At 74.3% G+C, this 15622-nt stretch carries 14 protein-coding genes; 6 read left to right on the forward strand and 8 right to left on the reverse strand.

Annotated features, from left to right (window positions below; genetic code table 11):
- Nucleotides 1–820: AMP-binding protein (locus tag E1293_RS09295; RefSeq protein WP_165978150.1), on the forward strand; the 820-nt coding region annotated here is incomplete at its 5' end.
- Nucleotides 821–848: 28 nt separating this feature from the next.
- On the opposite strand, the gene E1293_RS09300 is transcribed toward E1293_RS09295, so the two are convergent.
- Nucleotides 849–2111, reverse strand: coding sequence for an RNA polymerase sigma factor (locus E1293_RS09300; RefSeq protein ID WP_132195933.1), 1263 nt, complete (start codon nt 2109–2111; stop codon nt 849–851).
- A 235-nt stretch (nt 2112–2346) separates the two neighbouring features.
- Between E1293_RS09300 and E1293_RS09305 the strand changes: the two genes are divergently transcribed.
- Both E1293_RS09305 and E1293_RS09310 read left to right on the forward strand, forming a co-directional pair.
- Entirely contained in the window at nt 2347–3102 is a 756-nt protein-coding gene (locus E1293_RS09305; protein ID WP_243716120.1) for a TetR/AcrR family transcriptional regulator, read from the forward strand.
- Between the two features lie 91 nt (nt 3103–3193).
- The gene (locus tag E1293_RS09310) at nt 3194–3535 is read left to right on the forward strand and encodes a YciI family protein (protein WP_243716126.1); all 342 of its coding nucleotides are present in this window, start codon (nt 3194–3196) and stop codon (nt 3533–3535) included.
- Nucleotides 3536–3587: 52 nt separating this feature from the next.
- Here the strand turns inward: E1293_RS09310 and E1293_RS09315 are convergent, their stop codons facing one another.
- The 7 genes from E1293_RS09315 to E1293_RS09345 all read right to left on the reverse strand — a co-directional run bounded on the left by E1293_RS09315 (nt 3588) and on the right by E1293_RS09345 (nt 12033).
- Nucleotides 3588–4388: a TIGR03084 family metal-binding protein gene (locus E1293_RS09315; protein WP_132195935.1), complete on the reverse strand. Its 801-nt coding sequence runs from the start codon at nt 4386–4388 to the stop codon at nt 3588–3590.
- Nucleotides 4389–4499: 111 nt separating this feature from the next.
- A complete protein-coding gene (locus E1293_RS09320) occupies nt 4500–6641 on the reverse strand; it encodes an MMPL family transporter (RefSeq protein ID WP_132195937.1) in 2142 nt (713 codons plus the stop codon).
- 233 nt (nt 6642–6874) lie between these two features.
- Nucleotides 6875–7663 (reverse strand): alpha/beta fold hydrolase, encoded by a 789-nt coding sequence (locus E1293_RS09325; RefSeq protein ID WP_132195939.1) that lies wholly within the window; start codon nt 7661–7663, stop codon nt 6875–6877.
- Nucleotides 7664–7746: 83 nt separating this feature from the next.
- Nucleotides 7747–8526, reverse strand: a complete 780-nt coding sequence (locus E1293_RS09330) for a class I SAM-dependent methyltransferase (RefSeq protein ID WP_132195941.1) — start codon at nt 8524–8526, stop codon at nt 7747–7749.
- A 40-nt stretch (nt 8527–8566) separates the two neighbouring features.
- On the reverse strand, nt 8567–9616 hold the full coding sequence (hppD, locus tag E1293_RS09335; protein ID WP_243716121.1) for a 4-hydroxyphenylpyruvate dioxygenase: 1050 nt from the start codon (nt 9614–9616) through the stop codon (nt 8567–8569).
- Between the two features lie 108 nt (nt 9617–9724).
- A complete protein-coding gene (locus tag E1293_RS09340) occupies nt 9725–11254 on the reverse strand; it encodes a 4-hydroxyphenylacetate 3-hydroxylase family protein (protein WP_132195943.1) in 1530 nt (509 codons plus the stop codon).
- Nucleotides 11254–12033 carry an SDR family NAD(P)-dependent oxidoreductase gene (locus tag E1293_RS09345; protein ID WP_132195945.1) on the reverse strand — a complete coding sequence of 260 codons (780 nt, stop codon included), beginning with the start codon at nt 12031–12033 and terminating at the stop codon, nt 11254–11256. Before E1293_RS09345 ends, E1293_RS09340 begins: the two co-directional genes overlap by 1 nt.
- Nucleotides 12034–12295: 262 nt before the next feature.
- Between E1293_RS09345 and E1293_RS09350 the strand changes: the two genes are divergently transcribed.
- From E1293_RS09350 to E1293_RS09360, 3 genes are all read left to right on the forward strand, one after another.
- Nucleotides 12296–13444, forward strand: coding sequence for a glycosyltransferase (locus tag E1293_RS09350; protein WP_243716122.1), 1149 nt, complete (start codon nt 12296–12298; stop codon nt 13442–13444).
- 5 nt (nt 13445–13449) lie between these two features.
- Complete coding sequence (locus tag E1293_RS09355; protein WP_132195949.1) at nt 13450–14193, forward strand: class I SAM-dependent methyltransferase; 744 nt, start codon at nt 13450–13452, stop codon at nt 14191–14193.
- A gap of 79 nt (nt 14194–14272) precedes the next feature.
- Nucleotides 14273–15622, forward strand: coding sequence for a condensation domain-containing protein (locus E1293_RS09360; protein ID WP_165978152.1), 1350 nt, complete (start codon nt 14273–14275; stop codon nt 15620–15622).

The following is a 15622-nucleotide window of genomic DNA, read 5'->3' on the forward strand; positions in this document are numbered from 1 at the left end:
GATCGAGCGGGAGCGCGTCACCGACACCGGCGCGGTCCCCGCGGTCGCGCAGCGCTGGGTGGACCACCGGGCCGCGGACGACCGGCGCGACCTGTCCAGCCTGCGCGCCCTGCAGATCGGCGGGGCCCGGCCGCCCGCCGCGCTCGTCCGGCGGATCCGCCCGGTCCTCGGCTGCGCCCCGCAGCAGGGGTACGGGATGGCCGAGGGGCTGATCTGCTTCACCCGCCCCGGCGACCCCGACGAGGTCGTGCTCGGGACGCAGGGCCGCCCGATCTGCCCCGCCGACGAGCTGCGGGTCGTCGGCGCGGACGGCCGCCCGGTGCCGCCCGGCGAGCCGGGCGTCCTGCAGACCCGCGGCCCGTACACGCTGCGCGGCTACTACCGCGCGCCCGAGCACAACGCGCGGGCCTTCACGCCGGACGGCTGGTACGTGACCGGCGACATCGTCCGGCTGCGCCCCGACGGCAACCTGGTCGTGGAGGGCCGCGACAAGGACATGATCAACCGGGGCGGGGAGAAGATCTCCGCCGAGGAGGTCGAGGACCTCGCCCACCGCCTGCCCGGGATCGCGCAGGCGGCCGCCGTCGCCATGCCCGACCCGGTGCTGGGCGAGCGGGTCTGCCTCTACGCGGTGCCCCGGCCGGGCGCCGCGCCGCGGCTGGCGGACGTCGTCGCGGAGATGGACCGGGCCGGCGCGGCGCGCTACAAGCGGCCGGAGCGGCTCGTCCTGGTGGACGCGCTGCCGTTCACGCCCGTCGGCAAGGTCGACAAGAAGGCGCTGCGGGAGGACGTCCGCCGCCGGATCTCCGAGGAGTCCTGACCCCGCCGGGGCGCGCCGTCCCGCCGGGTCACCGCTGCCGGGACGTCTCCGCCAGGCGGCGGGTGAGGTAGCGGCGCTCGGCGTCCGTCGGAGCGAGCGCGAGCGCCGCCCGGTAGGCGTCGGCCGCCGCGCCGCCGTCGCCGAGGCGGCGCAGCAGGTCGGCACGGGTGGCGGGCAGCAGGTGGTAGCCGGCGAGGTCGCCGTCGTCCTCCAGCCGCCGGACGAGCGCGAGCCCTGCCGCGGGCTCCTCGGCCATCCCCACCGCCACCGCCCGGTTCAGCTCCACCACCGGCGACGGGACCAGCTCGACGAGCCGCCCGTACAGCGCGGCGATGCGCGCCCAGTCGGTGTCGGCGGCGTCGCGGGCCGTGGCATGGCAGGTGGCGATCGCGGCCTGCAGCCGGTAGGGGCCGGGCTCGCCGGCGTGCGACGCCGCTGCCAGCACCGCCACCCCCTCGGCGATCTCGTCGCGGTCCCAGCGGGCGCGGTCCTGCTCCTCCAGGGGCACCAGGTCGCCGCCGGCGTCCACCCGGGTGCCGCGGCGGGCGTCGTGCAGCAGCATCAGCGCGAGCAGCCCGCCCGCCTCCGCCTCCTCCGGCATGAGCCGGGCGAGGACCCGGGCCAGCCGGATGGCCTCGGCGCACAGCTCCCGACGGATCAGCTCCGCGCCGGCCGTCGCCGAGTAGCCCTCGGTGAACAGCAGGTAGAGGACCCCGAGGACGGCCGTGGTGCGCTCGGGCAGCTCGGCGGCCTCCGGCACCCGGTACCGGATCCCGGCGTCGCGGATCTTCCGCTTGGCGCGCTGCAGCCGCTTGGCCATCGTCGCCTCCGGGACGAGGAAGGCGCGGGCGATCTCCGGGACGGTCAACCCGGCGAGGGTCCGCAGCGTCAGCGCGACCCGCCCGTCCAGCGGAAGCGCGGGATGGCAACAGGTGAACATCAGCCGGAGCCGGTCGTCGCGGACGCCGCTGACCGCCGCCCCGTCGTCGGTCTCCGCGCCGGCGGCCGCGCGGTCGGCCAGCACGGCGAGCTGGCGGAGCTTCGCGCTGCCGGTCGCCTCCCGGCGCAGCCGGTCCGTCGCGCGGTTGCGGGCGGCCGTGGTGAGCCAGGCTCCGGGCCGCCGCGGCACGCCGTCGCGCGGCCAGCTCTCCAGCGCGCGGGCGAACGCGTCCTGCGCGCACTCCTCCGCGAGGTCCCAGTCGCCGGTCAGCCCGATCAGGTAGGCCACGATCTGGCCCCACTCGTCGCGGAACGCGCCGTCGACGGCCGACTCCACCCCCGGCGGCGTCACGGGGTCTCGAACGGGTGTCTCACGAACCCTCCCTGCCGGTCCTGCGGCACGCCCATCGTAGCCGCCCTCCGGCTCCCGTCGGCAGCCTCGCGGTCACGCATCGTCACAGGGCGGGTCCGCGCGCCGTCCCGGCGGGGCCCGCGCACTCCGCACGTTGGAATAGTCGCCGACCGGCCGGCTTGGCTAGTCTCGGAAGCGCATGATCGAAAGATGCTTGGCCGCGGGATCCGGCCACGTGCGATGCGACGAGGGACTCGAACGTGACACTCCCCATTCCGACCGGCGCGGGCGCGACGCCCGCGCGGCCACGCCGATGAGCCCCCGCCGGCACGACCCGCGGATGCGGCCGGCGCTCGTCGACATCGCGGCGCGGCTGCTGCGCGAGGAGGGCCCCCAGGCGCTCACGGCGCGTCGGCTCGCCGCGGAGGCCGGCTGCTCGACGATGGTGGTCTACACCTACTTCGGCGGGATGAGCGGGCTGGTACGCGAGGTCGTCCACGAGGGGTTCGCGCGGCTGCAGTCGTACTTCAACCGGGTGGCGATCACCGAGGACCCGGTCGCCGACATGGCGCTGCTCGGCCGGGCGTACCGGCTGAACGCCCACGCCAACCCGCACCTGTACGCGGTGATGTTCGGCGCGGCCTCGCTGGCCGGGTTCTCGCTGTCGGAGACCGACCGCCAGCACGGCCGCTACACCCTCATGAACGTCGTGCACTGCGCGCACCGGTGCGTGCGCGCGCGACGGTTCACCGCCGACGACGCCGAGCTCGTCGCGCACCAGATGTGGACCGCCATCCACGGGCTCGTCACCCTGGAGCTCGGCGCGTACCTGGTCGCGCCGTACGACGCGGACGTGTGCTTCGAGGCGCAGCTCGTCGCGCTGATGGTGAGCGTGGGCGACACGCGGGAGGCCGCGTCGCGGTCGGTCGCCACGTCGCTCGAGCGGCAGGGCACCGAGGTGCGGGCGGCGCCCGGCCAGACGGTCCGCTGATCCGGTCCCGCGGCCGACGGCCGCCGCGCCACCGGCCCGCCGCCGGCACCGGCGCGGCACGGCCGTGGACTAGCATGCGGGCGTGAAGTACATGCTCATCTTCTGCAGCGACGTGTCGACCGGCATGAGCGCCGCCGAGGTCGAAAAGGCCGCCGTGGCGATGGACGGCTGCGACGAGTGGACGCGGGACATGGAGCGCCGCGGCTACCTGCGCGGCGGCGCGGGCCTGCGGCCGAGCGAGGAGGCGCGGACGCTGCGGGTCCGCGACGAGCAGGTGCTGCTGTCGGACGGCCCGTTCGCCGAGACCCGCGACCAGATCGGCGGGTTCAACCTGCTGGAGTGCCCGACGATGGACGCGGCGCTGGAGGCCGCGGCCGGGCACCCGTGGGCCCGGATCGGCCAGATCGAGGTCCGGCCGGTCTGGGAGCCCTGAGCCGGCGCCCGGCCGCGGCCCGCCCGCCGAGCGGCGGCGGGGTCCCAGGGCGTCAGGACGCCGCGGCGAACTGCCCGGGGGCGCGTCCCGGCCCGGCGGGCCCGCGGTAGGCCTGCGCGATGTCCAGCCACCGGTCGGCCTCCGGCCCCGACGCGGTCACGGCGAGGTCGGCGCGGTGCCGCCGCCGCGTCACCAGCAGGCAGAAGTCCTCGGCCGGGCCGCTGATCCGGTCCGGGGCGTCGGCCGGGCCGAACGTCCACCGGGCGCCGGACGGGGCGGTGATCTCGTACCGGAACTCGTGCGCGGGCGGGGTGAGCCCGCGGGTCTGGTAGCCGAAGTCGCGGGTGAGGATCGCGAACCCGACCAGGTGCAGCAGCCGGTCGGTGCGCTCCGGGCGGATCCCGAGCGCGTCGGCGATGTCCTGGCCGTGCGCGAACGCCTCCATGATTCCCGCGCAGGCGAGGATCGCCGGGGGCAGCGGGTTCACCAGCCACGGCACTGTCTGATCCTCCGGGAACGCGGCGAGCGCCGCGATGCCGTCGGCGCGCTCGCGCTCCCAGACGGCCAGCAGTTTGTCCGGTGATCCGGTGGGGTATTCGCGCAGCGCGGCGTTCACCGCGCCGTTGAAGTCGTCCTTCGCACGCGCGGTCAGCGCCTGGAACGCCGCGGCGTCGGAGGCCGCGGTCCCGGCGAGCCGGAAGATGAAGGCCAGGTGCGCGACCTGGTCGGCGACCGTCCAGCCGGCGGCGGGGGTGGGCCGCGCCCACCCCGCGCCGTCCAGGCCGGCGACCATCCGGTCAACCTGGGCGCTCTCGGCGTCCAGGTCGGCGATCACGGTTTTCAGATCCGTCACGAGCCGGTCCTTTCCCGATGCGGAGACCCCGCGGGCAGCGGGCACGACCAGCGTCTCCCGCCGCCGCGCGGGCGTCTCGTTCGATCGTGCGGACCTGGGCCCGGACGTCCGTCAGTCGGCCACCGAGGCGGACTCCGCCGCGGGCGCGGCTTCGTCCGCCCGCTCGCCGCGCCGGAAGATCTCGCCGGGCCACCACATCCACCGGCCGAGGTCGAGCGCCACGGCCGACACCAGCACGGACCGGACCACGAACGTGTCCAGCAGCACGCCGAGCGCCACCGCGATGCCGATCTCGGCCATGAACGCCAGCGGCAGGACGCCGAGGGCGCCGAACGTCCCGGCGACCACGACGCCCGCCGAGGTGATGACGCCGCCGGTCGCGGCGAGGGAGCGCAGCACGCCCGGCCGGGGCCCGTGCAGCAGCGCCTCCTCCCGCATCCGGGTGGCGAGGAAGATGTTGTAGTCAACGCCGAGGGCGACCATGAAGACGAACGCCCACAGCGGGAAGGACGGGTCGGCGGCGGGCAGGCCGGCCAGGTGGTCGAACACCAGGGCGCTGAGGCCGAGCGCGGCGCCGAAGGCGAGCAGCACCGTGCCGACGAGGACGAGCGGCGCGACGACGGCCCGCAGCACGAGCAGCAGCAGGACGAGCACGCCCAGCGTCACCAGGGGGATCACCACCGCGCGGTCGTGCCGGGAGGCGCGCAGCACGTCCAGGTTGACCGCGTCGCCGCCGCCCACCTTCGCCTGGGCGCCCGGCACCGCGTGCGCCGCGGAGCGGACCCGGTCGACCGTCCGGTACGCGGCGGACGACCCGGGCTGCGCCGTCAGCGTGGCCTCCAGATACACGGCGTCACCGGAGGTGCGGGGCGCGCCGACGCCCGCGACCCCGGGGGTGCGGGACACGGCGGCGGCGAGCGCGTCGCCCGCCCCGGCCCGCCCGACCACCTGGAGCGGCTGCCCGGCCCCGGCGGGGAAGTGCCGGTCGCTGACCTGCTGGCCGACGACCGAGTCGGGCTTGCCGCGGAAGGAGTTCGCACCGCTGAAGCCGTTGGCGTTGAGGCCGAGGACGCCGAACGACAGCGCGCCCAGCACCACGACGGTGCCGATCCAGATCGCCCGCGGCCGCGCGGCGATGACGCCGCCCGCCCGCGCCCACAGGCCCGCGCGGTCCGGCTCCGCGGACCCGGCGAGGGGACGCGCCGGCCAGAACATCCAGCGGCCGAACACGACGAGAAGGGCGGGCAGGAACGTCAGCATCACCGCGAGGCTGACCGCGACGCCGATCGCGGCGACGGGCCCGAGGCTCCGGGTGGAGTTCAGGTCCGCGGCCGTCAGGCACAGCATCGCCAGCACGACGATGCCGGCGCTCGCGGCGAGGCTCAGCGAGGCGCGGCGCAGCGCCGCCGCCATCGCCGCGTGCCGGTCGGCGTGCCGGCGCAGCTCCTCCCGGTACCGGGAGACGATCAGCAGGGTGTAGTCGGTGGCGACGCCGAAGACCAGGACGATGAGGACGAACGAGCTCTCCCCGCTGACGGTGAGGCCGCCGTGCCGGGCGAGCCCGTAGATGATCGCCTGTGCCACGTTCAGCGACAGGAACGCGCCGATCAGCGGCAGGACCCACAGGATCGGACTGCGGTAGGTCAGCACCAGGATCGCGATGACGACGAGCACGGTCACGCCGAGCAGGGTCGAGTCGAGCCCGGTGAACGCCTTGCTGGAGTCGGCCTGGAACCCGGCCTGGCCCGCCACGTGCGCCTGGAGGCCGCCGCCTCCGGCGCGGGCGGTGGCGCGCAGCCGGTCGACCATCGGACCGAGGGCCGGCCAGCCCTTCGCGCCGACCTTGATCTGGACGACCGTCTCCAGCACCTGGCCGTCCTTGGACGGCATCGGGCCCGCCACGCCGACCACGCGGCTGTCGACCGCGCCGCCGGCCCCCTCGGTGAGGGTGGCGAAGCGGCGGGCGTCGGCGGCGGCCTTGGCGCGGTCGGCGGCGGTGACCGCCGTCCCGTCCCGTTTGTAGACGACCAGCGCCGGATAGGTGTCGCGCGAGTGGAACCGCTGCGCCACCTGCAGGGCCCTCGCCGACTCGGCGTTGCCCGGAAGCCACTGGGACGCGTCGTTCTTCTGCGCGTCGGCGAGTTTGGCGGACAGCGATCCGGTGGCGAGGAAGACGACTATCCAGAACAGCACGACCAGCCATTTGGTCAGCCGTCCGACGGGGAGCCCGGACAGTCTGTGCACTGCGGACATGGGACCTGCAACCTCCCGCTCGTTCGGTTCAGTCGCCCTACCGACGAACGCGCGGCGGCGGAAAGGACACCCGGCGCCGGACGGACACCGCACGAGCCGAGAAGACCGCGCCGGCCGGGAGCCGCGCGCCGAGAACGCCGTGCGGGCCGAGAACGGCGTGCGAGCCGAGAACGGCGCCCGCCCGGTCCCGGCGGGATGCCGGTGACCGGGCGGCGCCGGGACGGTGCGGGCGGTCAGCCCGCGAAGAACGCGGTGAGGGCCGGGGCCAGCGCGCCGGGCGCGGCGTCGTGGGACTGCCCCGCCAGCTCGGCGTGCTCGCCGGCCGGCAGCAGTTCCGCGAGCCGCCGCGCGACCTCCTTCATCGGGTCGGGGCTCGCGCCGCCGTAGGCGACGAGCGCGGACACCGCGACCCCCGCGGCGAGGTCGGCCGGGACGGACCCGCCGGCGTCCGCCGCGATCACCTCGTGGTCGTAGGCGAGGGTGTGCGCGATGGCCTCCAGCGCCGGGAACATCGGGGTGTGCCGCATCCCCTGCGCCATCTCCGGCGGCATCCCGATGCCGGTCATGAACTCCACCACCGCGTCGGCGCGGCGTCCCTCGTCCAGCAGCGCCCGCACCGCGTCGCCCCGCCGCCGGGCGTGCTCGCGGGCACCCTCGTCGTCCGGGACGAACGGCACCTCGTACACCGCGACCCGCGACACCGGCACGCCGGCAGCGGCCGCGCGCAGCGCCAGCGCCCCGCCCGACGAGAGCCCGAACAGCGCTGGCCGGCCGCCGATCTCGGCGACCAGCGCGGCCAGGTCCTCGATCTCGCGGGCGACGTCGTAGGGCGGGGTGTCGCCGCTGTCGCCGCGCCCTCGCCGGTCGTAGCGGACGGCGGTGAGGCCCGGCGCCAGCAGCTCGGCGAGCGGCGCCGCCGAGCCGCGGTCGTTGAACGCGCCGCCCACCAGGATCACCGCCGGCCCCTCCCCCGATCGCTCGAACGCGATCGGGGTGCCGTCGGCCGAGATCACCTTCTCCATGGCAGTCCCCTTCCGGTAGTTCGTGTCCTGCCCCTTCGCCCTACCGACGAACGGGGCGTCCCGGAGAGGACACGTCCGGAGCGTCACTCGCCCCAGCGGAAGTAGATGACGGGCGGCTCGCGGCCGGGCACCGAGATCTGCCGCAGGGACACCTGGTCGAACCCGATGACCTCCTGCAGCGCAGTCGTCTCCCCCGGCCACTTGGGGTGCGCGAACTCGTCGAACGCGACGATGCTGCCGCGGGTCAGGTGCGGCAGGATCGCGCGCAGCGTGTCGCGGGTGGGCTCGTACAGGTCGAGGTCGAAGTAGGCGAGGGCGATGACCGTCTCGGGATGGTCGGCCAGGTACTGCGGCACGGTCTCGCGGACGTCGCCCTTGACCACGAAGCTGCGGCGGGTGTGCCCGAACGGCTCGCCCACCTCGTGCGCGGCGAGGACCTCGCGCAGGTGCTCCACCTCGTCGGGCGGGACGGCGAACCGGCCGTCCACCGCGCTCGGGCTGGCCCGGTCGATGTCGGCGATGCCGGTGAGGCCCTCGAAGGTGTCGAACCCGACGACCCGGCGCAGCGAGTTGTACGGCTCGTACACGTGCCGCAGCGCGGTCAGCGCGGCCAGGTGCCGGCCGTGCAGCACCCCGAACTCCATGATCACGCCGGGCAGGTCCGGGATCATGCGGTACAGCGCGTCCATCGACAGCAGGTCGCTGAGCTCGAACCGGCGCAGGTACACCGTCAGGTTGTCGATCAGGTACTGCGGCGGGATCGGGGTCTCGGCCAGCAGCTTGGCGAGCCGCTCGCGCGACTCGCGCTCCAGCTCACCCTCGTGCGGGACGGTCCGCGGGTCGCGGTACTGGGCCTCGGTCATCTGCGACGTCCTTTCCGGAGGGCCGCGGCGGGACGGGAGGTCATCCCTCCGCCCCGGTGCGGGTGGACTCCACGGCCCGGTAGAGCGCCCGGATGTTGCCGGAGCCGAACGAGCGCGCCCCCAGCCGTTCGATCACTTCGAAGAAGAGGGTGGCGCGCGGGTGCGCCGACCGGGTGAAGATCTGGAAGAGCTGGCCGTCGTGGTCCGCGTCGACCAGGACGTTCAGCTCCCGCAACTCGGGAACGGTGTGCCGGGCGACGGTCAGCCGCTCGGGCAGCAGCCGGTAGTAGCCGTCGGGGGTGGTGAGGAAGTCGACGCCCCCGGCGGCCATGGCGCGCACCGTCCCGGTGATGTCGCGGGTGGCGAACGCGATGTGCTGCACGCCGGGCCCGTCGTGCGTCTTGAGGAAGTCGTTGATCTGGCCGGCGGTGCGCGACGGGTCCGGTTCGATCAGGGTGAGGGTGACCTCGCCGGACATGCTCTGCACCACCGTCGTGATCATGGCCTGGGCGCCCACCGCGATGCGCTCGGTGAAGATCGTCTCGAAGCCGAGGACGCGCCGGTAGAACCGCTCCGTCGCCTCCAGCTCGCCCGCCTCGACGCACACCGCGAGGTGGTCGACCGCGAACAGCCCGGTGCCGTCGCCGCCGTCCGCCGCCCCGGCCGCGGGCCGGGCCGGCAGGCCGGGCAGCGAGCGCTCGTCCGCGCCCGCGGGCCGCTGCACGAACGTGTGGACGGTGTCGCCGAACCCGCCGATCGTCGCGGTCACGAACCCGTCCCGCTCGGACGGCTCGGCGACCGGGCGCGCGCCGGCCGCGACGGCCGCCGCGTAGGCGGCGCGGGCGTCGGCGACGCCGAGCGCGATGTCGGCGACGCCGTCCGCGTGCCGGGAGAGGTAGGCCGCGCCCGGGTGGTCGCCCTCCGGCGGCGCGGTGAGCACCAGCCGGATCCGGCCCGCGCCGAGCCCCGCCGAGCGCCCCTCCGCCGCGGACTCGGCGTCCGCGTACGGACGGAATCCGTATCCGCCGGTGAAACGCCGGACCTGCTCGTCGAGATCGGTGACGTAGAAACGCAGGTGGTCAACCGTCATATCGGAGAACGGCGACCGTTGTGCCGGTGACATCATTGCCTTCCCATGGAGTTCCACTTTTACCATTGTCGGTTCCGCGGCCGCGCTCCGGCATCTCCCGGGTTGCGCTCAGAAATCGCGGAATTTACGCAGTTCCCGGAAGGAGTCGAGGTCCGGCGCGGTCCAGCCGTCCAGGTCGTACTCGGCCATGCAGCGCTCGGCGAACGCCTTGTAGCCGTCGATCTCGCCGCTGGCAAGCTGCGCGGTGAGCAGGTCGACCCGCGTGGTCTCGTGGTTGCCGAAATGGTTGAGCTCGTACAGTTCGTGCCGGCTGCCGAACTCCGTTCCCACGGCGTCCCACAGCAGTTTCATCAGTTTCACGCGGTCCTGCGCCTCCACCCCGCCGGAGCCGCGCAGGTAACGGTCGAGATAGCCGCGGACGTCGGGATTGGCGAAGTCGTCGGCGGACGAATTGACGTAGATGAGCCCGCTGGCGACGTCCTTCAGGATGTTCTGCCGGACCGCCGGGTACGCCTGCTGCATGAACCACCGGTAGGCGAGCCCGTAGCGCGGGTTCGGCAGGACGGCACCGTTGCGCCACGGCACCGGGTTGCGGGCCGCCGCGTCCGACAGCGCCCAGAACAGGTTCCGCCACGCCAGCACCTCGCCGACCCGGGCCTGCACACCGCGGAACCCGTCGGTGCCGTTGATCTCCAGCGCCTTGACCAGCAGCCCGGCGATGAACTCCAGCTTCACCGCGAGGCGCGTGCAGCTGTGGAACGTGCCTTGCTCCAGGAAGCCCGACTGCCCGGTGAACAGCTGGGAGCGCCCGACGTCGCCGTAGACGAACACGTTCTCCCACGGAACCAGCACCTCGTCGAACACCAGGATCGTGTCGTTCTCGTCCAGCCGCGACGAGAGCGGGTAGTCGAACGGGCCGCCCATGACCGCGGAGGACGCGGTGTAGGACGTCCGGCAGATCAGCTTCACCCCCGGCGCGGCCATCGGCACCGCGGCGACCAGCGCGAACTCCTTCTTCCTGATGGGGAGCCCGTAGTGGGCGATGAAGCTGAAGTGGGTGAGCACCGACCCGGTCGCGACGACCTTCGCCCCGCTGATGACCACGCCGGCGTCGGTCTCCCGCACCACGTGCACGAAGACGTCCGCGACCTCGTCGGGCGGGCGTGTGCGGTCCACCGGCGGATGGACGATCGCGTGGTTGAGGTAGAGGACCTTCTCCTGCGCCTCCGCGTACCAGCGGCGGGCGTTCTCCTCGAACGGGCGGTAGAAGTCGGCGTTGGCGCCGAGCGTGCTGAGGAACGCCGCCTTGTAGTCGGGGCTGCGGCCCATCCAGCCGTAGCTGAGCCGCGCCCACTCCGCGATCGCGCCCTGCGCGGCGACCAGGTCGTCCGCCGACCGCGGCGTGGTGAAGAACGGATGGGTGTAGCCGCCGCTCCCGGTGTCGGTGGGGCGGGTCAGGACGTCGCGCCGGGCGGGGTCGTGCAGCGCGTCGTAGAGCCGGGCGGTCATCGCGACCGGGTTGCGGAAGGCCGGGTGGCGGGTCGGGTCCTCGACCCGTTCGCCGTACAGGTAGACCTCCCGCCCGTCGCGCAGGCTCTCCACGTACTCGTCGCCGGTCAGCGGCCGGGACCCGGCCATCAGTCGACGACCGTGCCGCAGGAGACGTTCACCACGGTGCCCGTCATGGCCCCGGCCCGGTCGGACGCCAGGAACGCCGCGACGTCCGCGACCTCCTGGACGGACGGGCGGCGCCGCAGCAGCGCCTCCTGCTCCACCACGTTCGTGATCGTCGCGCGGTGCGAGTCGGGGTCCGGGTCGGCGAACGGTTCGGCGATCCCCTCGGGCCGCAGGCACACCACGCGGACCCCGGACGTGCCGAGCTCCCCGGCGAGCGCGCGGGTCAGGCCCTCGATCGCGGCGCACGCCACGCCGAAGCCGCCCATGGGGATGGGGGTGCGCAGGGCGACCTTGCTCAGCGTGCCGGTCGCGCTGAGCGTGAGGATCACGCCGGAGCCCTGCGCGGCCATCCGCCGCGCCGCCGCCCGCGCGGTGAGGAAGTGGGCGGTCGTCGCGATCTCGACGGGCCGCAGGTAGTCGGCCAGGCCCAGTTCGACCATCGGGGTGGCCTGGACGTCTCCCCAGGTCCCGACCGCGTTGAAGGAGACGTCGAGGCTCCCGGCCGCGGCGGCGACCGCGGCGGCGTGCTCCTCCACGGCCCGCTCGTCCAGCGCGTCCACCACGGCGGTCTCGACGGCGCCGCCGGCCTCGGCGATGGCGGCGGCCGTCTTCTCCAGCCGGCCCGGGGTGCGGCCGGCGAGGAACACGCGGGCGCCCTCCCGGGCGAACGCGCGCGCCACGGCGCCCCCGATCCGGCCTCCGCCGCCGTGGACGACGGCGTTCTTGTTCTGCAGCAGCATCGGCTCCTCCGCGGGTCGTCGATTCTCCCCGCAACTACATCCCAGCCCTGCTCACCGCGCATCTTCACGAATGCCGAACGGGCCGGGCGGGGCGCGGCGGCCTACGCATTTCCGGAGATGCGGGCGGCGGCCGCCGGTGATGACGATGACCTGAGACGCCCGGCCGGAGAAGGGACAGCCCGCCGTGGAGGAGAAATCTGTTCCGCGCCCCACCGGCACGGAAACGGGAACGGGGAAGGCGACCCTCAACATCGTCATTCCCGTGCTCAACGAGGAACGGTCGCTGCCAGGCTGCGTCCGGACCCTGCATTCCTTCCTGGACGGTTCCTTTCCGCTTTCCTGGCGCATCACCATCCTGGACAACGACAGCACGGACGGGACCTGGCGCGTCGCCCACGACCTCGCCGAACAGTTCCCGGAGGTGCGGCCGGTGCGGCTGCCCGTCCGCGGCAAGGGCGCGGCGCTCAAGGCCGCCTGGTGCGACAGCACGGCGGAAATCGTCGCGTATATGGACGCAGATCTATCCACCGGGCTGGACGCGCTTCTCCCGCTGGTCGCCCCGCTCATCAGCGGGCAGTCGGAAATTGCGATCGGCAGCAGGCTCAACCCGCATTCCCGGATTCGCCGCGGCCTGAAACGCGAGCTGGTCTCGCGGGCTTACAACGGGCTGCTGCGGTACGGGTTCGGCGTCAGTTTCTCCGACGCCCAGTGCGGGTTCAAGGCGGCCCGGACCGAGGCCGTCCGGCCGCTGCTGGAGCGGGTCCGCAGCCAGGGCTGGTTCTTCGACACCGAGTTCCTGCTGCTCGCCGAGTACAACGGGCTGCGCGTCCACGAGGTCCCCGTCGACTGGGTCGAGGACGTCGACTCGCGGGTGCGGATCGCGCGGGCGTCCTGGGAGAACCTCACGGGGCTCGCCCGGCTCGCCGGGACGATGGCGACCGGCCGCGCCGACCTGCGCCTGCCGCGCCCGCGGGAGCTGCGGACCGCGCACCCCGACGCCATCCTCGCCCGGCCGCGCTCCGCCCGGCTGCCGAAGGTCGCCGCGTTCGGCGTCATCGGCGCGATCTCCACGCTCCTCTACGTGCCGCTCTACGTGGCGCTGCGCTCGGTGTGGCCGGCGCTGGCGGCCAACTTCGGCGCCCTGGTGCTGGCGGGGCTGTTCAACACGGAGGCCAACCGGCGCTGGACGTTCAACCGCGCGGGCGGCCCGCTGGTCGTGCTTCACCTGAAGGCCGCGACGCTGTTCGCCGCCAGCTTCGCCGTCACCACGGCCGAGGTCGTGGTCCTCCACCTGACCGCGCCGCACGCCGGAAAGGTCGTCGAGGTGGTCCTGCTCGGCCTCGGACAGCTCTGCATCACCGTCCTGCGCTACATCGGCTTCGACCGGTGGGTGTTCCGCAGAAAGGACTGAACCCGATGGACGCGACGGAGATCCGCCGGCTCGCCGAGCAGGAGGACCGGCACTGGTGGTTCCGGGAGCGCCGCGCCCGGCTCGCGCGGGAGCTGCGGCGCCTGCCCCGCCCGCGCGACGGGGACCGGGCCCTGGACGTCGGCGCCGCCGGCGGCGGCAACACCAGGGTCCTCGCGGCGCACGGCTGGCGGGCGCTCGCCGCCGACATCTCCCCCGAGGCCGTCGCGATCGCGCGGTCGCGGGGGCTGGCGGCGGTGCGCGCCGACGCGCGCGCCCTGCCGCTGCCGTCCGGCGCGTTCGGCGTGGTCACCGCGCTGGACGTGCTCGAGCACGTAGACGACGACGAGCGGGCCGTCCGGGAGATCGCGCGGGTGCTGCGGCCCGGCGGCACCGCGCTGATCACCGTGCCGTGCGACATGGCGCTCTGGTCGCCGCACGACGAGGCGCTGTCGCACGTGCGCCGCTACGACCGCTCCGGCCTCGCCGCCGTGGTCACCCGCGCCGGGCTGGTCGTCGACCGGCTGTGGAGCTGGAACGTGCTGCTGCGTCCCGTGGTGCGGTGGCGGCGCGGCCGGGGCGGCGACGACCTGCGCCCGCCGCATCCGCTGCTGAACGCCGCGCTCGGCGCGGTCGTCGGCGGCGAGCGGTTCCTGCCGGTGGCGTCGCTGCCCGGGGTGTCGCTGATTCTGCGCGCCCACCGCCCGTACCGCGGCAATCCGGGAGATGCACCCGCCTCCGGCACCGGGTGATTCTGCGGAGGGTGACGCGTCCGGGCGCTCCCTCCCGCCGCCGCTCACCGCCACCACCGCTCCAGGGGAAGGACTCCGCATGGCCATTTCCGCAACGTCGCCGACACCGGTGAGCCGGGGTCCGCTCTCCTTCAACCAGGAATTCCTCTGCATGTTCGACCAGGGGAACGGCGCCGGGCCGTTCGGGCCGCGGTACACGCTGGCGGACGGCTGGCGGCTGCGCGGCGACCTCGACATCGGCGCGCTCCGCGCGGCGCTGACCGACCTGGTGGACCGGCACGAGGCCCTGCGCACCTCGCTGGTGCGCGGCGACCGGGACCGCTCCCAGGCCGTGCAGCCGACGTCCCCGCCGGAACTGGAGGTCCGCGACCTGGCCGGCGCCGCCGACCGGGACCGCGCCGCGCAGGAGCTGATCAACGACGTCGAGGCCGGCACCCACGCAATCGGCGACCTGCCGCTGCTGCGCGCCGTGCTCGGCCGGTTCGACGGCGCCGACGCCGCGCTGGTGGTCAACACGCACCACACCGCCACCGACGGCTGGTCGATGCAGCTGATCATCCGGGATCTGGCGGAGCTGTACGCGGCGCGCCGCGAGGGCCGTCCGCCCCGGCTGCCGGAGGCGCCGTCGTACGTCGAGTTCGCGGAATGGGAGCGGGAGAACCTGACCGGCGACGCCGTCGCCGCCTCCCGGGAGCACTGGGAGAAGACGCTGCCGGGCGCGGAGATCCTCGCGCTGCCCGCCGACCGCCCGCGGCCGGAGGGCGAGGAGATGGTGGCGGCCGTCGAGCGGTTCGTCCTGGACGGCCCCGTGGCCGCCGCCGCACTCGACTACGCCAAGGCGATGCGGTGCTCGCCGTTCATGGTGCTGCTCGCCGCCTACAACACCGCGCTGCTGCGCATGACCGGCGTCACCGACCTGGTGGTGCCGACGATCACCTCCAACCGGCGGCAGCCGCGCTTCCAGGAGACGGTCGGATCGTTCTTCAACTTCGTGCCGCTGCGCACGGACCTCGGCGACTGCGCCACCTTCCGCGACGTCACCGTCCGCACCCGCGCGACCTGCCTGGACACCTACGCCAACGACGTCCCGTTCGAGTACATCGCCACGCCCGAGCTGATGCGGCAGTTCGCCGACCCGGACCGCGCCGTGTTCGGGTTCCAGGTCGCGCAGTTCCCGCCGACGCTGGACGGCGCCGCGCACGCGGGCGTGCGGATCGAGCGGATCCGGCGGACCCTGCGGCAGGACATCAGCTCCCACATCCCCGACGGCGCCCTGTGGGACCTGGAGGTCGAGCCGGACGGCACCGTCCTCGGCTCGCTGAAGTACAACAGCCGGGTCTTCGACGCGGCGACCATCACGGCGACCGTCCGGCGGTTCACCGAGGCGCTGCGCTCCGGCGTCGCCGATCCCGACGCGCCCCTGGAGTGA

The sequence above is a fragment of the Actinomadura darangshiensis genome (genome assembly GCF_004349235.1).
GTDB lineage: Bacteria > Actinomycetota > Actinomycetes > Streptosporangiales > Streptosporangiaceae > Spirillospora > Spirillospora darangshiensis.